Here is a 19,442-nt window from a genome sequence, read left to right as displayed (position 1 = left end):
ACGGCCCCGGACTGCACCAAAGGTCCGGAGAGGCGTAGCCTTTATTCCCGCTGTCCACCACCTTAGGAAGCGGAAGAGGGCGGTTGCCGCCGTGTCGCCACAGTCCCCCAACAGCTCGAGCACTTCGACTGACCAAGAGGGGCAGGGTAAGAACCCTGCTGCCGCGTTCGGTCCGAATGAGTGGCTCGTCGATGAGATCTACCAGCAGTACCTCCAGGACCCGAACTCGGTAGACCGAGCCTGGTGGGACTTCTTCGCCGACTACAAGCCAGGAGCGGGCGCCGCCGCGCCGGCCCCGGCGAGTGACGGCAGCCCCGCCACTCCGGCCGCCGGAACGCCCCAGGCTGCGGCCACGGGCACGCCCGCGGCCCCCGCCGCGCCGCAGGCCGCGCAGCCCGCAGCCGCGCAGCCCGCCGCACCGGCGAAGCCGGCCGCGAGTGCCCCGGCGCCCGCCAAGGCCGCCCCGGCGAAGGCCGAACCAGCGAAGACCGCCAAGCCCGCAGTCAAGAAGGACGATGTGAAGGCCGACGAGGCGCCCGCAGGCCCGGAACTGGTCACCCTCCGTGGCCCCTCCGCCGCCGTCGCGAAGAACATGAACGCCTCCCTGGAGCTGCCCACGGCCACGTCCGTGCGCGCCGTTCCGGTGAAGCTGCTGTTCGACAACCGCATCGTCATCAACAACCACCTCAAGCGCGCCCGGGGCGGGAAGGTCTCCTTCACCCACCTCATCGGGTACGCGATGGTGCAGGCCCTCAAGGCCATGCCGTCGATGAACTACTCCTTCCAGGAGAAGGACGGCAAGCCGACGCTGGTCAAGCCCGAGCACGTCAACCTCGGTCTGGCCATCGACCTGGTCAAGCCCAACGGTGACCGCCAGCTCGTCGTGGCGGCCATCAAGAAGGCGGAGACGCTCAGCTTCTTCGAGTTCTGGCAGGCATACGAGGACATCGTCCGCCGCGCCCGCAACAACAAGCTGACGATGGAGGACTTCACCGGAGTCACCGCGTCGCTGACCAACCCGGGCGGCATCGGCACCGTCCACTCCGTGCCCCGCCTGATGCCCGGACAGGGCCTCATCATCGGCGTCGGCGCGATGGACTACCCGGCGGAGTTCCAGGGCACCTCCCAGGACACCCTGAACAAGCTGGGCATCTCCAAGGTCATGACGCTGACCAGCACGTACGACCACCGCGTGATCCAGGGCGCCGCCTCCGGCGAGTTCCTGCGCATCATGAACCAACTGCTGCTCGGCGAGAACGACTTCTTCGACGACATCTTCAAGTCGCTGCGCATCCCCTACGAGCCGGTGCGCTGGCTGCGTGACATCGACGTCAGCCACGACGACGACGTCACCAAGGCGGCCCGGGTCTTCGACCTGATCCACGCCTACCGGGTGCGCGGTCACGTCATGGCCGACACCGACCCGCTGGAGTACGAGCAGCGCAAGCACCCCGACCTCGACATCATCGAGCACGGGCTGACGCTGTGGGACCTGGAGCGGGAGTTCGCCGTCGGCGGCTTCGCCGGCAAGACCATGATGAAGCTGCGCGACATCCTGGGCGTGCTGCGCGACTCGTACTGCCGCACCACCGGCATCGAGTTCATGCACATCCAGGACCCCAAGCAGCGCAAGTGGATCCAGGACCGGGTCGAGCGCGGGCACTCCAAGCCGGAGCGCGAGGAGCAGCTGCGCATCCTGCGCCGCCTGAACTCCGCCGAGGCGTTCGAGACGTTCCTGCAGACGAAGTACGTCGGCCAGAAGCGCTTCTCCCTGGAGGGCGGCGAGTCCGTCATCCCGCTGCTGGACGCGGTCATCGACTCGGCCGCCGAGTCGCGCCTGGACGAGGTCGTCATCGGCATGGCCCACCGCGGCCGCCTGAACGTGCTCGCCAACATCGTCGGCAAGTCGTACGCGCAGATCTTCCGCGAGTTCGAGGGCAACCTCGACCCGAAGTCGATGCACGGCTCCGGCGACGTGAAGTACCACCTGGGCGCCGAGGGCACCTTCACCGGCCTGGACGGCGAGCAGATCAAGGTCTCGCTGGCCGCCAACCCCTCGCACCTCGAAGCGGTCGACCCGATCGTGGAGGGCATCTCCCGCGCCAAGCAGGACATCATCGGCAAGGGCGGCACGGACTTCACCGTCCTGCCGGTCCAGCTGCACGGTGACGCGGCGTTCGCGGGCCAGGGTGTGGTCGCCGAGACGCTGAACATGTCGCAGCTGCGCGGCTACCGCACCGGCGGCACGGTGCACATCGTCATCAACAACCAGGTCGGCTTCACCGCCGCGCCGGAGTCGGCCCGCTCCTCCATGTACGCCACGGACGTGGCCCGCATGATCGAGGCGCCGATCTTCCACGTGAACGGTGACGACCCGGAGGCCGTCGTGCGTGTCGCGCGCCTCGCCTTCGAGTTCCGCCAGGCGTTCAACAAGGACGTCGTCATCGACCTGATCTGCTACCGGCGCCGCGGTCACAACGAGACCGACAACCCGGGCTTCACGCAGCCGCTGATGTACGACCTGATCGACAAGAAGCGCTCGGTGCGCAAGCTCTACACCGAGTCGCTGATCGGCCGCGGCGACATCACGCTGGAGGAGGCCGAGCAGGCCCTCCAGGACTTCCAGGGCCAGCTGGAGAAGGTCTTCACGGAGGTCCGCGAGGCCACCACCGCGCCGTCCGCCCCCGAGGTTCCGGAGCCGCAGGCCGAGTTCCCGGTCGCCGTGGACACCGCGATCTCCCAGGAGGTCGTCAAGCGGATCGCCGAGTCCCAGGTCAACATCCCCGAGCGGGTCACCGTCCACCCGCGCCTGCTGCCGCAGCTGCAGCGCCGCGCGGCCCAGGTGGAGGACGACACGATCGACTGGGGTACGGGCGAGACCCTCGCCTTCGGCTCCCTGCTGATGGAGGGCACCCCGGTCCGCCTGTCGGGCCAGGACTCCCGCCGCGGCACCTTCGGCCAGCGCCATGCGGTGCTGGTGGACCGGGAGACCGGCGAGGACTACACCCCGCTGCTCTACCTGTCCGAGGACCAGGCGCGCTTCAACGTCTACGACTCGCTGCTGAGCGAGTACGCGGCGATGGGCTTCGAGTACGGCTACTCGCTGGCCCGCCCCGAGGCGCTGGTCCTGTGGGAGGCGCAGTTCGGTGACTTCGCCAACGGCGCGCAGACCGTCGTCGACGAGTTCATCTCCTCGGCGGAGCAGAAGTGGGGCCAGACCTCCGGCGTCACCCTGCTGCTGCCGCACGGCTACGAGGGCCAGGGCCCGGACCACTCCTCGGCCCGCATCGAGCGCTTCCTCCAGCTGTGCGCGCAGAACAACATGACCGTCGCCATGCCGACGCTCCCGTCGAACTACTTCCACCTGCTGCGCTGGCAGGTACACAACCCGCACCACAAGCCGCTGGTCGTCTTCACCCCGAAGTCGATGCTGCGTCTGAAGGCGGCGTCGTCGAAGACGGCGGAGTTCACCACGGGCGGCTTCCGGCCGGTCATCGCGGACGACGCGGCGAAGGCCGAGGACGTCACCAAGGTGATCTTCTGCTCCGGCAAGGTGTACTACGACCTGGAGGCGGAGCGGGTCAAGCGCGGCGCGTTCGACACGGCGCTGGTCCGTATCGAGCGGCTGTACCCGCTGCCCGGCAAGGAGCTCCAGGCGGAGATCGCCAAGTACCCGAACGCGGGCAAGTACCTGTGGGTGCAGGAGGAGCCGGCGAACCAGGGTGCGTGGCCGTTCCTGGGTCTGAACCTGATCGACCACCTGGACCTGTCCGTCGGTGCCGATGTGCCGCACGGCGAGCGCCTGCGCCGCATCTCGCGGCCGCACTCCTCGTCGCCGGCCGTGGGTTCCGCCAAGCGCCACCAGGCCGAGCAGGCCGCGCTGATCGCCGAGGCGTTCGACGCGTAGCAGCCCGTACCGGCCCGACCGGCCGGTGTGACAGCGGTGCACCGGGGCCCCGCCACGAACGTTACGGCGTTCGTGGCGGGGCCCCTTGCTGTGCGCGCGTCCAGCTGTTCACGCGTCGCGTGGCAGCACTTCCATCGGGACGTGGTCGGGATGGGCCATCGACGAAGCGGACTCCTGCGGCCGCGGTGTCCCGGGAGCCGGGCGCAGCTTCCAGCGGGCCAGGAGGGTGGCCAGCGCGATGGTGGCCTCCGTCCAGCTGAACCCGTCGCCGATGCACCGCCGGCTGCCGGCGCCGAAGGGCACGACCGCCTTGCGTTCGAGCGCTTCCCGCCGCTCGGGCAGCCACCGGTCGGGGTCGAAGGAGTCCGGGTCGGGGTAGTGTGCCGGGTCGCGGTGCAGGGCGTAGAGGCTGAAGGCGACCTCGACACCGGCCGGAACGCGGTAGCCGCTGAGCTCGATCGGCTCGGTGGTACGCCGCATCAGCAGGACCACCCCGTGCAGGCGGATGACTTCGTCCAGCACGCGCCGGACACCGGCGAGGCGGGGTACGTCGTCGAAGGTCACGGGCCGGTCGCCCACGACCTCCTTGATCTCGGCGACCAGCTGCTCCTCGACCTCGGGGTGCTCGGCGAGGTGGTGGAAGGTCCAGGCGAGGGTGGAGGCCGTGGTCTCCGTGCCGGCGAACAGGATCGTGACCAGTTCGTCCCGGACCTCCTCGTCGGTCAGGCCCTCACCGGTGTCCGCGTCCCGTGCCGCGAGGAGTACGGACAGCAGGTCGGTCGCGCCGGTCTGACCCGACTCGCGTGTCGTGGCGACGACTTCGTCGATGACCCGGCGCATGCTCGCCGTGGCGTCGTCGAAGCGGCGCCAGATCGGCAGCTTGTCCAAGATCTTCGGGGACGCGGCCCTGAGCAGCATGTTCTTCAGGATGACCGGCAGGTTCCGGCGCACCGCCTCCACCGCCGGCCGGCCGATGTCGGTGGAGAACAGGGTCGCCGCCAGCGTCTCGATGGCGTACTCCCCCATGACCTGCTCCACGGCGACGCGTTGGCCGGGGGTCCAGGAGTCGGCCAGCGCGCGGGCGCGGTCGCTCATCACCTCGGCATAGCGGGCGATCTGCTTCGCGTGGAACATGGGCTGTATCAGGCGGCGGTGGCGGCGGTGGACCTCGCCGCCGGCCGTCGCGAGGCCGTTGCCGACCAGGGGCCGGACCCGGTCGAAGAGCCGGCCCTTCTCCAGCGACCGGCCGTGCGTGACCATGACGTCGTTGATCGCGGAGGCGCCGGAGGCCACGTAGATCGGCATGGTGCCGATGTCGACCCGTACGAGATCGCCCGTGTCCCGCAGCGATCGCAGGAAGTGCAGCGGGTTCCGCTGCAGTGGCAGGGCGTGCCCCAGCAGTGGTATCCCGCCAGGGGCACGGGGGACGGCCGTCAGCTCCAACACGGGGGATCCTTTCGCCGAGGCGACGTCCGCGCCGGCCCGCGTGCAGAGGCGATCCGGCGGGAGGGGAGTGGGGCTGCCCGGCGCTGTGGCCGTGGGCAACCCGGAATGATCACGTCAGGCATCGTACCGACCGCGCACACCTGATCCAATGGGCCGTTTCCGCCCCAGGAATGCCCGCCTGCCCCTCCCGCTACCGCGGTTTCCCCGTGTTCACCGCCGCGGCGTGACCGGCGGCGCCTGCTGTCCGCGGCGGAAGCGCGCCGGCCGGGAAGCCGTCACGACGGCCGGGGTGCCGGCCACCGTCTCGGCCACCGTCTCGGCCGGCAGCGTGCCTGCCGTGCCGCCTCGCGCGGTGTCGAGCTGCCGCGGCTCGAACGCCACGGGCAGGGCGGCCGGACGCTGGGTCAGCCAGGCGGCCTCGATGGTCAGTTCCTCCGCCGGGACCGCGAGCCTGACGTCGGGAAGCAGACTCAGCAGGGTGTCGATGCCGGTTTCCGCCATGGCGCGGCCGATGTCCGCCCCGGGGCACTGGTGCGGGCCGAAGCTGAAGGCGAGGTGCGAGCGGTTGCCGTGCATCGGCCCCGCCGCGGCGCGGACCTCGGGGTCCGCGTTGCCGGCTGCCGGGCAGAGCAGCAGCATGTCTCCCTCCTTGATCTCCTGGCCGCCGATGCGGGTGTCGCCGGTGGCCCACCGGCCGGGCACTGCCGCGATGGGCGGGGAGTCCCACAGCACCTGGTCCAGCGCGTCGGGCAAGGTCATCTGGGCGCCGGAGAGGCTTCCCCGGAAGCGGGGATCGGTCAGCACCAGACGCAGGGTGTGGGCGAGCAGGTTGACCGTGCCCTGGTGGGCGGCGACGAGGATGAGCCTCAGGTGCTCGATGATCTCGTCGTCGGTGAGCGCGGACGAATGGGCTGTCAGCTCCGAGGTCAGGTCGCGTCCCGGCCGCTGCTTCTTCGCGTCGACCAGTTCGCGCAGCGTCCGTGTGACCACCTCGTTGCTGGCGGCGGCCGTGGCGGTGCCCTTCACCAGGTCGAGGGCGGGGGCCACGAGGGCCGCCCCCTCCTCGGAGCTCAGCCCCAGGATCTGGGAGACCACCAGCATCGGCAGCGGCTCGGCGTAGTCACGGACCAGGTCGGCTTCGCCCTTCCCGGCGAAGGCCGAGACCAGTTGCCGGGTGTACCGGGCGATGTACCGGCGTACGCCGTGCCGGTTGAGTTGATCGAGGCTGTCCGTGACCGCGCTGCGCAGCCGGAGGAGCTCCGCTCCGTCGGCGAACACGCACAGGGGCTGCCAGCCCACCATGGGAACCAGCGGCGAGTCGTCCGGGATCCGCCCTTCCCGCCATGCCGTCCAGCGCCGCGAGTCACGGGAGAAGCGTGAAGGGGTCCGCATCACCTCAAGGTTCTCCTGGTACCCCAGCACCAGCCAGGCGGGGACGTCGCCGTGCAGCAGCACCGGCGCGACCGGGCCGTGCTCGCGGCGCAGTTCCTCGTACAGCTCCTGCGGGTGCGCCTCCGCGTCAGCCCCGTACAGCCGGCGTACCTCGGGACTCATGCCGTGCGCCGGGCAGCCGGGAGGCGGCACCGGTGCGGAGCGATCACGGGGGGCGTCCGGGCGGGGGGTGGTCACAGGGCCTCCGAAGCCGTTGTTCGATGGAGCAGCCACGGACGGGGGCCCGGTGGCGTGCTCACGCGTCAATATCCGGGTCGCGTGCCGCGGTGCTGCCGCGGTCCAAGATCCCGGGCCAGAGGCAGCATATCTCCGGCGTGCTGCCGCCCGGGAGGAGGCCGGGGCCCGGCGGGTGCGCTAAGTGACGGCCGGGTCGACGGAGTTGACGGGCCGTCGGCACGGGTGCCGCGCGGCCTCCGGGAACGGGCGCCGCCGGGGCCCGCCCTGTGGCGGACCCCGGCGCGGACGCTCCCCGGCAGGAGCAGGCGGCCTCAGACCGGCTGCGGCTCGAAGTCCCAGTAGGGGCGGCGCCGGCGGCGGGCGGAGAGGGTGTGGGGGTGTTCGGCGCCGAGGGTTTCGGTGAGCTGTTGTACGGCCTGCTGCTCCAGCTTGGAGGCTTCCTGGCCGCGTCGCAGTGCCCGCAGGTCGTCGGCGAGCGCCGTCTTGGCGGAGAGGGTCAGGGGGTGGGTCTCGCCCAGTACCTGCTTGGCGCGCTCCAGGGTCTCCCGGCTCAGTCGGGCGGCGCTCTCCTCGTCGTCGACGCGGTTGCGGGCGCCTGCGGCGTTCAGGGCGCAGCCCAGGGTCCAGGGGTGGTCGGGGCCCACCGCCCGGGTCATGCCGCTGAGCGCCTGTTCGGCGATGGCCAGCGCGTTGTCCCGTTCGCCGAATTCCCAGCACACCAGGCCGGTGTTGCCGAGGGCGCCGACCGCGTACGGGTGGGCCTCGCCGACCAGGGTGCGGTACCGCTCGGCGGCTTCCTCGCCCAGGGCCCTGGCCTTGGCGAGGTCGCCGTGCTCGCGCAGGAACGTGGCGTAGTTGGCCTGCATCATGAGCGTCTCCGGGTGCCGGGGGCCGTGCACCCGGCGGGAGCGCTCCACGACGTCGCCCATCAGCGCGTCGGCCTGGGTGACGGCGCCGGAGCGGCGCAGGCACAGCGCGAGGTTGTGTTCGGCCCGCAGGGTCAGGGGCGTGTGCTTGCCCATGACCTGGTGGTAGAGCCGTACGTTCAGTTCCTGGCGGGACAGGGCGTCGGTGTAGCGGCCGAGCAGGCGCAGCACCCGGGCGTAGGAGTAGGCCGCGCCGAGGGTGAGGTGGTGGCGGGCGCGCAGTTCGCGCTCCCAGACGAGCAGCACCTCGCCGAAGAGGTCGAGTGCTTCCCGGTAGCGGCCGAGGGCGCTGAGCGCGGAGGCGAGGTTGCTGCGCGAGGAGAGGGTGAGCGGCGCTTCGGGGCCGAGGAGTTCCGTACGGCCGCGGACGACCGACTCGAAGATCTTCAGTGCCTGGCTGTAGGAGCCCAGCGCCATCAGGGTGCCGGCGAGGCCGTCCTGGGCGCGCAGCAGCGCGCCGTCGCCCGGGTCCCGTTCGGCGGACAGTTCCTCGACGATGGCGCTGCCGACCGCCTCGGCCTCGCGGTAGCGCCCCAGCCTGCGCAGCATGTTGGCGTGCTGGTGGGTGATGACGAGCATGGTGCGCTGGGTGGGGGCGATGCGCGTACGCCAGCGGGACAGGAACTGTTCGCACAGCCGCAGGCCGATGCGGTACTCGCCGCGGACGCGCAGGTACTCGACGCAGTTCAGCAGCAGTTCCTGGACGGCGGTCTCCGGGCTGTCCAGGACGCCGGCCGGCTCCAGGTGCGGGATGAGGGCGGCGTACTGCTCCCAGGTGCGGGTGTCGGAGGGGCTCTGCGGGTCGGCGGTGGCCAGCACCCGGCAGGCCGTGGCGGACATCGCGTCCCGCTCGTCCTCCGCCATGTCGCTGCGCAGGAACCGGTGGTAGAGCCGGTGCATCTGGGCGGTCTCCACGGCGGGGTCCGTGGTGGTCTGGGCGACCTGGTAGTCCAGGCGTACGGCGGTGGACTCGGTCAGCCGGCGCAGGGCGGTGTTCCAGGCGATGGGCTCGGCGGCGAGGTCGGCCAGGTATTCGGGCAGGTCGCCGCGCCGGGCGCGGGCGAGCATCGGCACGGGGATCGCGTCGGGTGCGAAGAACGCGAAGAGTTTGAGCAGTTCGACGGCGGCGGGGCTGCGTTCGCGCAGCGTGTTCAGCGTTATGGCCCAGCTGGTCTGGAAGGCCATCGGGTAGTCGGTGGAGATGCGGATGCCGACCAGGCTGGGCTCGCCGCGGCGGATCAGCTCGATGTACTCCTTGGGCGCCATCGGGTTGGCGTCCAGCCAGGCGGCGGTCTGGGCGAGCAGCAGCGGCAGGTCCTGCACGGCGTCGGCGAGCAGGTCGGCTTCCATGTTGGTCAGCCGCGGGGCGCGCCGCCGCGCGTAGGCGACGGATTCGATACGGGTGAAGGGCAGCACCTCGATCTCCTGGGCGCTGCCGGAGCCGGACCAGTCGCGGGTGAGGGTGGTGATCAGGACGTGCCCGCGGCCGTCCGGCACCAGGTCCTCGATCTGCTCCATGTCGTCGGCGCTGTCGAAGATCAGCAGCCAGCGGCGGTACGGGCGGCCGACGCGCAGTGCCTCGTGGACGGCGCGGATCCGGTCGCCCAGCTCCTGGCCGACCGGCAGGCCGAGGCGGGTGGCCAGTTCGGCGAGCTGTTCGCGGGCGGCGCCGCGGTTGGTGGCGCTGATCCACCAGACGACGTCGTAGTCGTTGCCGAAGCGGTGGGCGTACTCGGCGGCGATCTGGCTCTTGCCGACGCCGGAGATGCCGTACAGGGCGATCCGGGTCTCCAGCGGCTGACCGAGGCCCGGCACCGGGCCCGCCAGCTTGCCGTGCAGCTCCTCCAGCGCGGTGTCGCGGCCGGTGAAGCGGTTGTTGCGGCGGGGGATGTTCCAGATCTCCGGCGGGTCGTTGGGGAAGCGCGGCGCGTTGGCGGAGGGGTCGGCGGGGCGCCGGCCGGCGGCCGGTACGCCGAGGCGGTTCAGGACGCGGCGGTTGGCCTCGACGGCGTCCAGGTCGCGCAGGTCGGCGGGGCGCAGCACGGAGGCGGTGGCGGGCAGCCGCTGGGTGGCGACGCTGACGGCGGCGAACCGGTCGGCGTGGTCCGGTACGACTTCCTGGAGGGCGGTCGTCCACTCGTCGTGCGTCTTGGGGCCGAGTTTGAAGTACCAGTCGTCGAGCACCATCAGCAGGCGGCCCTCGGCCGCGAGCAGGCCGGCCAGTTCCTCGGTGAGGGGGCTGTCGGCCGGGGGGTCCCAGCGCAGCATGGTGGTGCCGTGGCCGAGCTGTTCCAGCTGGTGTGCGATCCAGGCCGCCCACGGTCGGTTGAACCCCGCATAGCTGATGGTGATGTGTCCTGCGGAGCCGGTGGTACCGGACTGATCGACCATGCGACCGTCTCCTCGGTATGCGGTGGTTCGCGCGTGCGCGAGCTGGCTGTTCGGCACGATAGCCCAAGTATCGTCCCGCACGGCGACGCCACGTCAGGTCTTGTTCTGCGTACGCAAGTTGACGGATACGGTGGTCTCGCCGCGGGGCGGGCGCGGTGGCCGGCCCGCCCCGACCTCGGCGTCGAGCCGGGCGGCGATGTGCCGGATCACCCGTTCCAGGTCGGCGCAGTACACGGACGGGTTACGGAAGCCGCTGCCGGCCCGGTAGCGGTGGGCGTAGTTGCCGCCGCCGCAGACCGTCATCAGCGCGCAGGCGCGGCACCGGTCGCACAGGCCGTCCGCGCCGAGTCGGCGGGCGGTCATCCCGGGGTGGTGGAGCGCCTCGTCGAAGCTGTTGCGGAAGATGTCCAGGCCGGTGGCTGCGGCTCCCTCGTACGCCGATTTGAGGGAGTCGACCTGCTCGATGGCGCCGTCGGTGTCGACGACGAGCGCGACGACGGGTGACAGGCCGACCGCTTCGCTGGTGCTGGGGCGGCCCAGCAGCAGACCGATGATCTCGGTGAAGAGGCGGACGCGGGGGGCCGGCTCGCGCTCGGCCCACCACAGGTCGAAGACGGTGCACAGCCAGTCGCCGTACGGGGTGCCGCCCGCCGGGCCGGGCGGCAGCGGCGGGCGGCTCGTCCAGTTGGCGTGCGGGAGGAGGAAGTCGAGCATCGGAGGGCCGAGGGCGCGCAGCGAGCGGTAGACCCGGGTGGGGTCGGAGGTGAGGTCGATGGTGCACAGGATGCCGGCGAAGACGTCGGGGCGGCGGGCCAGCAGCCGGGCGGCGCGGGAGGCGGCCGGCCAGGAGGGGCGGCCGGCATGGTCCAGGCGGCGGTGGTTGAGGCCGGGGGTGCCGCCGTCCAGGCTGAGGCCGACGCGGAAGCCCGCGCCGGCCAGTGTGTCGAGCGTCGCCAGGGTGAGGAGGGTGCCGTTGGTCTGGACGCCCAGGTGCGCGCGGCAGTCGGCGGGGAGCGCGGCGCGCAGCGCGGCCGCCTGGTCCAGGAGCGGCCCGGGGCCGGTGAGCAGCGGTTCGCCGCCGTGCAGGTCGATGCGTATCGCGTCGAGGCCGTGGGCGCGTACGTGTTCGGCGATGCGCCGCGCGGTCTGGCGTACGGTGCCGGGCGGGGCGTGCGGCGGGCGGTCGCGCCAGCTGTGGTCGGGGCCCGCGTAGATGTAGCAGTAGGTGCAGGCGAGGTTGCAGCGGCTGTGGGTTTTCAGGACGAACTGCCGGAAGGGGATCACCGCCCGGTCAAGGTTCTGGCACACCACGACGCCGCCCCCTGCCCGCGTCCGACGTCCGGGCACCCCGAAGACGGCCCGCTGTCGCCATACATGGCTCGGCCATCCATAAGCCATGCACAGGGCAAGGACAACTGGCCGGATACACCGCCCGATTGCCCAAAAAACGCCGCTCGGGTCCGGACCGGTACCGGCCTTCAGTGTACTTCCGGCCCCGGCCCGTCGTCGTAGTACGCCACCGCCCGCTCGGCGGGGACCCAGTTGCGCAGCAGGAGGGCCGCCGTCGCCCCCAGCACCGGGTGGCCCGTCCGTGCGGCCACTGCGGCCACATCGACACCGCCGAAGTCCGGCAGCGGCTCGGCCGACGGGCCGGACGGCTCGGCCGGTGCGGCCGGGGCCGTACCGGTGACGGGGACTGTCGCCACGCTGTTCTCCTCTGGGCCGGGTGGACGGGTGTTTCCCGCGCGCCCGAGCACGGAAACCCCCGGACCGGCCGGGTCAGCCGGTCATTCGGAAGGGTCCAGGGCGCGCATCCGCTCCCTCGTACGCCGGGCCTCGGGGCCGTTCTCCTCGGAAGCTCCCTGCCACTGCTCCCAGCTCTCCCGGTAGGCCACCAGCGCCGCCTGCGGCCCCGCCGTGTCCTCCAGGACCTCGGCCCGCCGGTGGTGGGCACGCGCCGCCAGCAGGGAGCTGCCCGCGCGCTCGGCGTCGGCCGCGGCGCGGCGGTAGCAGGCGGCGGCACGGTCGTGCCGCTCCCGGGAGCCGAAGCGCCGGTCGAGGGCGAGCTGGACGTCGCCGACCTCCAGCCAGGCCTCCGCGGCGACGGCCGGGTCGAGCGAGCTGCGCGCGGCCAGTTCCAGGACCCAGTCGGCCTCGTGCAGGTCGGCCAGCGAGGGCCGGCGGTCGTGGCGCAGCCGCAGGGCGCGCCCGAACAGCAGGCGGTGGGCGCCCAGTCCGGGGTCGTTGGGGGCGACCCGGCCGAGCGCCTCGCGCAGTACGTGCACCGCCTCGTTCGCGAGCCGTTCGCCCTGTTCGCCGGGGGGTTCCAGGCGGGCTCGCAGCAGCAGGGCCGCGCCGCGTTCGGCGAGCAGGGAGCTGTGTTCGGGCGAGTCGGGGGTGGTCAGGCGCAGGGCGGCGGCCAGCGCATCGATCGCCTTGTCCAGGGCGGCTGTGTCGCCGGTGCGGGTGTGCACGGCGCGGTGCGCGGTAGCCGTACGGCTCAGGCTCTCCGCCTCCAGGGCCGGGTCGCGCAGTTCGCGGGCGAGCGCCCGGGCCCGTTCGAGGACGGGCAGCACGGCGTCCGGCCCGGAGCCGGCACCGAGCAGCGACCGGGCCTGGGCCAGTTCGAGGAGCGTTTCGCAGACCTTGCGGTCGGTGGAGCCGCCCCTGCGTCGCAGCAGGACCGTGGCGGTGTCCAGGTCGGCGGTGGCGCGCAGGGCCAGCGCTCCGGTGTGTGTCTCGGCGCCCGTCTGCGCGCCGGCGGCGCGGCGCGCCTGGTCCAGCAGGACGCCGCCGCGTGCGGCGTAGATCTCGCCGGGGACCTGCTCGCCGCTGGGCCACTGTTCGAGGAGGATGGTCAGGGCGTGCTCGGCCTCGTCGAGCGGGTCGCCGGGGCGGCCGGTGCCGGCGCCGGTGGCGGGGGGCAGCGCGGCCAGCCGCCGCAGCACTTCGGTACGCAGCACCATGCTCTCCAATACGCGGGGGTCCAGCAGGCTCATCAGCCCGCACGCGGTGTCCAGGTGGCGCGCGGCGTCCTCCAGCGCGCCCCGTTCACCGTCCGGGTACCCCGCGGCGCCGCGTTCCTGCGCCCCGGCGTAGCGCACCCGGGCGAGCACGATCAGGGCTCTGACGCGTGCCTCGCCGTCCCCGTCCGGTGCCTGCGCCGGGTCCCCGCCGGCGGCTTCCGCCGCCGCCCGTACCGCCCGTTCCGCCTCCTCCAGGGCGTCCGGCTGCCGCCACTCCGCCCAGCCGTGCAGCAGCGCGCGGGCGAGGTCGGTGCCCGCGGCGGGGAGCTGCCGGGACGCGGCGCGCAGCAGGCGCACCGCTTCGATCAAGTCGCGTACCGCGCCGTCCTGTTCGTAGCGCTCCAGCAGGGCCGCCCCTTCGGCGGCCGGCCCGTCGGGGGCGTACGTCAGCTGGACGGGTGTCCTGAGGGCCGGTTCGAAGCGGCGCAGCACCCGCTCGGAGATCCGCGCGAACGGCTCGGGCACGGCGCGCTGGCCGGTGGTCGGTTCCCGGCCGCTGCCGGAGAGCATGGCGACCGCCACGGCCGGGAAGTTGCGGGCGCTGCGGCCGAACGTGCGCTCGATGTACAGGGAGCAGTGCTTGAGGACGAGGGCGGCCTCGCCGGCGCTCAGGCGGCTGAGCAGTTCGTCCCGTACGCCGGGCACGAACTCGTACCAGGGGCCGCCGGGCGCGCGCTCGCCGCCCGGCGGGCCCGCCGGGTCGGGAAGCTGCTCGACCAGGCCGCTGAGCAGCACCTCCGCCAGTTCGGCGGGGCCGGTCTGGGGCAGCATGGCGCGCTGGACGAGCTGGATGACGGGCAGCGCGAGCGGTACGGCCGACAGGTGGACGGCCAGGTGCCGGGCGTCCGGTGAGGCGGTCTGCTCGAACTCGCGTACCAGCCGGTCCGGTTCGGGGCGGTCGGGGCGGCGTGTGAGGTCCGTGCCGAGGCCGTGGTCGGCGCGTACGACGGCGGCGGCGCCGCGCAGCGACAGGCCGGACTCGGCCGCGGCCAGCCGGGCCCAGGAGCCGAGGGCGGCGGGCGCGGCCGACAGCACCGGCACGGCGCGCTCACGCACGGCGCCTTGCGGACGCCCGGCTTCGGACGGGGCGCGGCGGCGGCGCCGGGCGGGCCGGAAGTCCAGGGTGCTGTACGGGCCCTGGCGTCGTACGAGGGTGCCCGCGACGGCCGGGAGCAGGGTGCGCGCCCACATCCGCTGCGGCAGCGGCTGCACCACGGCGAGCGGGGCGTCGGCCGCCCAGCGGTACAGCAGCCGCTGGAGGCGCCCGTCGCGCCACAGCGGGCCGGCGCAGTCGCTGATGACGAGGGTGAGGTGGTGGCCCGTGGGGTCGTGCAGCTGGTCGGCGGGGCGCAGCGGGGCGTTCCGGCCGGGGCCGGCGGCGACGCCGACCTCGTCGCCGTGCGGGTGGAGGTAGTGCACCGTGACGTCACGGAAGGCGCCGACCCGTTCGCAGACCTGCCGCAGGTCGTGGAGCATCTGCTCCCACACGGCCATGGAGGAGGAACCGTCCATCAGCAGGCGCAGGCTGGCCGCGCGGCGGCGGATGCCACGCAGCACCGGGATGATCATTTCGGCGTGTGCGGAGAGGTCGGCGGTGGCGTCCTCGTCGAGTTCCTGGCGGGCCGGGGCGACCGGCGGGTGGTAGCGCTGGACCGGCCGCAGGGCGCGCTGCAGCGGCAGCAGTCCGGGGAAGGCGGAGGCGACGGGGATGCCGATCTCGCCCAGCCGCCCCTGGCCGGGGCCGAGGGTGCGGCCGTCCTGCGCGGGCAGCAGGTCGATCTCGGGGCGGTGGGGGCGGTCGCGCGCGGCGGGCTCCGTACGGGACGGCGTGTCGCGGGACGGTTCGCGGCTGCGGGGGTCCACGGAGAATGTGGCCGGTTTTGGCCTCTGTCCGGCGGCCGGAACGGTGCCGTCGGCCGGCTCCCCGTCGTCCTCGGCGCGCGCGGGGGTGATCCACCGGGCCAGCCACAGCGCGTCCGCCATGGAGCGGGCGTCGGCGGGCAGCCCGGCCGCGCGCAGCCGCGCGACGATCTCACCGAGGGGGCCGAAGCCCGGTCCGCCGGCCGGCACCGCGGGTCACCTGGTCCGATCCAGAGGCCGCAGCAGTTCGGCCGTCAGGCGCCGCCGCGTCTCCTCCTCGTCCTCGTCCGCCCAGCCGGCCTTCTGCGTCAGGTGGATGGCGTTGAGCAACTGGTCGACGGCGCGCACGTCGCCGGGCTCGCGGTCCAGGAAGCGGTCGATCAGCGACTCGTAGTCGGCGGCCGCGCTCTCGCCGAAGTGCGCCCTGACCATGTCCGCGAGCCGTTCCTTGTCCGGCGTGGGGATGTTCAGGTGGATACAGCGGCGCAGCAGCGGGGCGGGGAAGTCCCGCTCGCCGTTGCTGGTCAGCACGATGAACGGGAAGGCACGACAGCGCACCCGGCCGTCCCGGACGGTGACGTGGCCGCCGTCGTCGCTGAGCACCGGCACCTCGGGGGCGGATCCGGCCAGCCGCTCCAGCTCCGGAATCCGGAACTCCCCTTCCTCCAGTACGTTGAGCAGGTCGTTCGGCAGGTCGATGTCACTCTTGTCCAGCTCGTCGACGAGCAGGACACGCGGCTTCGCGGCCGGCAGCAGGGCCGTGCCGAGCGGGCCGAGGCGGATGTAACGGCCGATGCCGCCGCCCGGCTCGTCCTGCGGCTCCTGCCGTCCCTCCGCCGGCCCCGGGCCGGGCCGCGGCTGGGCCGCGCGGGCGATCTGGAGGTCCTGGAGGCGGCCGATGGCGTCGTACTCGTACAGCCCGTCACGCAGCGAACTGCGGCTGACGATGGACCAGTTCAGCACCCGACCCAGGCCCAGCTCGTAGGCCACCGAATGCGCGAGGGTGGATTTGCCGCTGCCCGGCGCGCCGGTGACCAGCAGCGGGCGGCGCAGGTAGAGAGCGGCGTTGACCAGCTCGCGCTCGGTCTCGCCCGGCCGGTGGTAGCTCGCCTCGCGGCGCTGCACACCGAGCCTGCGCTCGGAGGCGTGGTCGAGGGCGGCGGGCGGCGCGACCAGCGGGCCGCCGTCGAAATCCCGCCAGGGAGGGGGCGGTGGTAACTGCTCGATGCCGTCGTGCGGAGCCCCCGCGCCACGGTAGATGAGCCAGTCGCTCACGTCGGAACTCCTCGTCGCCGGCCGGCCATCGGGCAGGGGCGAAGGGGCCACGGAAGAGCAACCCCGGCAAGCGTCGGCATCCGCTCACCCACCCTCCCCGAACCCGTCCCCCTAGCAATCTCTCACGACGCTAGGACAGTAGCCAGCCGGACGGAAGGATACGGGGCGTTTTCCGGTCTCGGGGGCCGTCATGAGGGTGACAACTGTGTGGTGCTGGAGAAGAGTTGGGGGATCGGGTTGCACGGATCGTCGTAGAGGAGCACGAGGTCGCGGGCCCAGGAGACGCCGCCCTCCGCGGCCTTGGCGCGCAGCTCCCGCACCAGTTCGGGGAGTTCGGTGACCGATTTGGGCGCGTCGAGCAGCTGCCGCACCTCCCGGTGGAACTCGTCGCACGTCCGGTCGCAGTCCCGCTCGTCGTGGCCGCCGGCCGGCCACAGGGCGACCGGATGGCCGGTGTCCAGCGCCCAGCCGACCGCCTCCAGGCCCGCACCGTCCGCCACCGAACGGCACAGCGCCGGCACCGCGCCCTCGTCCGCCTCCTCCAGCAGCCGCGACAGGCCCGCCACCGAGGTGCGGGGGCCGGCCGGCACCCGCAGCGCGGTCAGCCGCCCCGCCGCGGCCAGGCCCTGCCAGCGGCGCAGCCAGGCCGAGTCCACCTCCTGGCGGCGCCCCTGGTCGCGCAGCACCACCGCGCGCGCCGGGCCCAGCGGGCGCAGCCGCGCGGCCCGGCGCGTCGAGGCCGGTACGCGCCAGCGGTCCGCCGGCGTGTGCCAGTGCTCCTCCGGCACCGCGACCTCCAGGCGCACCCGGGCGCCGCCCGCCGCGTCGTCGGCCCGCAGCAGACGCGGACCGAGCCGCTGCAGAACCTGCTCACAGGCCTGCTCGAACGTCATCCCGGTCCGCGACTCCTGCACCTCCACACGCTGCCACTGGCCCTGCCCGTACCCCTCGCTGACCGACCAGTTGAACAGCTGCCGCCCGCCGGCGTCGTCGTAGAACAGCGGCTCGAACTCCACCAGCAGCGAGTCGGGGCGGCGCCGCACCGGGCCGATCCGCTCGCGGTCCCTGGGCAGCAGCACGACCGCCTTCGCCGTCACGAACAGTTCCAGCCGCTCGGCCGCCAGGCGCAGCGCGGCGCCCTCCTCGCCGGGGACCTCACGCGCCTCGTCGGCCGTGCGCTGCGCGACGATGCGCAGGTAGTGCACGAACGCGCACAGCTCCGTGTACGGGTCGCTGCCCTGGTAGAGCGCGCCGTGCCCGTCCCGCCAGGTACGCAGCGTCCACGGCCCGGCCCGGCCGGTACGGCCCTCCGGGTCCGCGCGGCCCAGCGCCTCGGCGACCGCGGCGGCCACCACCAGCGGGTCGCGCGGCGCGGGCAGCGACGCCAGCAGGTCGAGCGCCTGCAGCCGCTCCTGCACGCCCCACAGCCGGCCGCGCCCCGACATGATCGCGTGCTGGGCGTCGAACCAGGTGGGCTCGCCCGGCCCGCCGAGGTCCTGCCCGGCCCAGTGCCAGCGGTCGTGCAGGCTCATCAGCGTGTGGTACGGGTCGTCGCCGAGCCCGGTGGCGCCCGGTACGAGGTGGTGCGGGGCGAGCGTGCGCAGCTCGGTGAGGGGCACCGCGAGGCCGAGGCGGTCCTCGCGGTGGCTGCCCTTGACGATGCCGACGACCTCGCCGCGGTCGCAGTCCAGCAGGGGGCCGCCGGACGCGCCCGGGGTGACGCGGACGTCGGTGCCGAACTGGAGGCCGCGGGCGTCCCGGGCGCCGAAGCGGACGGCGATGAAGGGGGGCAGGGGGGCCGGGGTGGGGGGTGTGTTTCCGGGCCCGCTTTCTGTTGTGGTCGCTTCGCCGCGTCCGCCGCCCTGGTCGTGGCCCCGGAAGATGAACGCGTCCTCCAGGAGCGCGGCCGGCTGGTCGCTGAGCCAGGCGCACGGGTGCGTGGCCTCGGGGTCGAGGAGCCGCAGGAGGGCCAGGTCGACGCGGGGGGTGTGAGGGGCGGGGGCCGGGGTGCTTTCGGGCGTCTCGGGGGCGTCCGGTCCTGGCTCGTCGGCCGTCACGCACGGCGAGGCGGCCGTCCGTACGGGGGCCGGGCGGCTCAGGTCGTACTCCAGGCGCGCCGCGACCACCCGGCCGTCGAATGCCACGCCGACCTCCCCTTGCGGGCCCGTGGCGCGGCGCCGGCCGTCACTGCTGGTGAGCACGTGGGCGCAGGTCAGCACCCACCCGGGGGCGACGAACACGCCGCTGCCCCACAGCGGCGCCGGACGCACACCGGGCGCCGGGCGGATGGCCACGGTGGCCCGGCCCGCGTGGCCGAGGAGGCGCGCGTACCTCTCCCGGTCCGCGCGCTCGTTCCGTCCGGGGCCGTGGCCGCCTTCCGGGGGCGTCATCACGCACCCGCGTCGTGCGGCCCTCGGCGGTCACGCCGGGCGGCGTCGGGCACGGGGGTGTCGGGCGCGGGGGCGTCGGGGAGGGGGGCGTCGGGCGCGGGGGCGTCGCTGTCCGGTGGCGGGGTGTCTCTTCTCCAGGTGAGCGTCACCGACAGGTTCGCCTTGGCCTCGCCGTCCGCGAGCAGCGCCACCGCCCGGCCGGGCTTGGCCGCCACCTCCACGCCGAAGCTCACGCTGGTCTCGTCCGGCGCCACCCGTTCCGTCGCCTCACGCAGGCTGGCCGCGACCCCGCCGACCAGCTCCCGCAGGCCCTCGACGCGCGCGCCGAGCGCGTCCCACGCCCCCACGTCGTCGTATTCCCCGTCCGGCTCCCCGGCGACGTCCAGCCGGGAGACCCGGGCCCAGACCGCCGTCCCGTCGGGCAGCTCGATGAGATGTGCGCGATCGCGCATCACGGCCTCCTGCTCCCCCTGAGCGGCAGAGTCTTACTGCCCCAGGGCCGTTGACAGGTGATCAGGTTATCCCCAGGGTGCGAGTGACGCGAGGGGTCGCGGCGCCTGCCTATCCTGGCCGGGAACGTCCCGAAAACCTG

10 protein-coding genes are annotated in these 19,442 nt (G+C 73.3%); 1 reads left to right on the top strand and 9 read right to left on the bottom strand.

Translation table 11 applies throughout. From position 1 onward, the window contains the following. The first annotated feature begins 91 nt into the window (after window positions 1-91). On the top strand, window positions 92-3,907 hold the full coding sequence (locus ACZ4Z1_RS11640) for a multifunctional oxoglutarate decarboxylase/oxoglutarate dehydrogenase thiamine pyrophosphate-binding subunit/dihydrolipoyllysine-residue succinyltransferase subunit (protein WP_468486391.1): 3,816 nt from the start codon (window positions 92-94) through the stop codon (window positions 3,905-3,907). Between the two features lie 108 nt (window positions 3,908-4,015). Here the strand turns inward: ACZ4Z1_RS11640 and ACZ4Z1_RS11635 are convergent, their stop codons facing one another. From ACZ4Z1_RS11635 to ACZ4Z1_RS11595, 9 genes are all read right to left on the bottom strand, one after another. Next, the gene (locus ACZ4Z1_RS11635) at window positions 4,016-5,353 is read right to left on the bottom strand and encodes a cytochrome P450 (RefSeq protein WP_468486390.1); all 1,338 of its coding nucleotides are present in this window, start codon (window positions 5,351-5,353) and stop codon (window positions 4,016-4,018) included. A 210-nt stretch (window positions 5,354-5,563) separates the two neighbouring features. Then, window positions 5,564-6,907, bottom strand: coding sequence for a cytochrome P450 (locus ACZ4Z1_RS11630; protein WP_468486389.1), 1,344 nt, complete (start codon window positions 6,905-6,907; stop codon window positions 5,564-5,566). 386 nt (window positions 6,908-7,293) lie between these two features. Next, window positions 7,294-10,299, bottom strand: a complete 3,006-nt coding sequence (gene fxsT / locus ACZ4Z1_RS11625) for an FxSxx-COOH system tetratricopeptide repeat protein (RefSeq protein ID WP_468486388.1) — start codon at window positions 10,297-10,299, stop codon at window positions 7,294-7,296. Between the two features lie 93 nt (window positions 10,300-10,392). Beyond that, complete coding sequence (locus ACZ4Z1_RS11620; protein WP_468486387.1) at window positions 10,393-11,610, bottom strand: FxsB family cyclophane-forming radical SAM/SPASM peptide maturase; 1,218 nt, start codon at window positions 11,608-11,610, stop codon at window positions 10,393-10,395. A 167-nt stretch (window positions 11,611-11,777) separates the two neighbouring features. Beyond that, the gene (locus tag ACZ4Z1_RS11615) at window positions 11,778-12,005 is read right to left on the bottom strand and encodes a YxD-tail cyclophane-containing RiPP peptide (protein WP_468486386.1); all 228 of its coding nucleotides are present in this window, start codon (window positions 12,003-12,005) and stop codon (window positions 11,778-11,780) included. 81 nt (window positions 12,006-12,086) lie between these two features. Continuing rightward, window positions 12,087-15,395 carry an SAV_2336 N-terminal domain-related protein gene (locus ACZ4Z1_RS11610; RefSeq protein ID WP_468486385.1) on the bottom strand — a complete coding sequence of 1,103 codons (3,309 nt, stop codon included), beginning with the start codon at window positions 15,393-15,395 and terminating at the stop codon, window positions 12,087-12,089. Between the two features lie 6 nt (window positions 15,396-15,401). Next, a complete protein-coding gene (locus tag ACZ4Z1_RS11605; RefSeq protein ID WP_468486384.1) occupies window positions 15,402-16,460 on the bottom strand; it encodes an AAA family ATPase in 1,059 nt (352 codons plus the stop codon). A gap of 188 nt (window positions 16,461-16,648) precedes the next feature. Beyond that, window positions 16,649-18,850 carry a VMAP-C domain-containing protein gene (locus ACZ4Z1_RS11600; protein ID WP_468486383.1) on the bottom strand — a complete coding sequence of 734 codons (2,202 nt, stop codon included), beginning with the start codon at window positions 18,848-18,850 and terminating at the stop codon, window positions 16,649-16,651. Next, window positions 18,850-19,302, bottom strand: a complete 453-nt coding sequence (locus ACZ4Z1_RS11595; protein WP_468486382.1) for a CU044_2847 family protein — start codon at window positions 19,300-19,302, stop codon at window positions 18,850-18,852. The genes ACZ4Z1_RS11600 and ACZ4Z1_RS11595 overlap by 1 nt, the downstream gene beginning before the upstream one ends. Window positions 19,303-19,442 lie beyond the last annotated feature (140 nt).

This window comes from Streptomyces sp. NPDC030165 (assembly GCF_055573595.1).
Note: the sequence above shows the minus strand (reverse complement) of the source record. Positions and strands in the feature narration are given on the sequence as shown.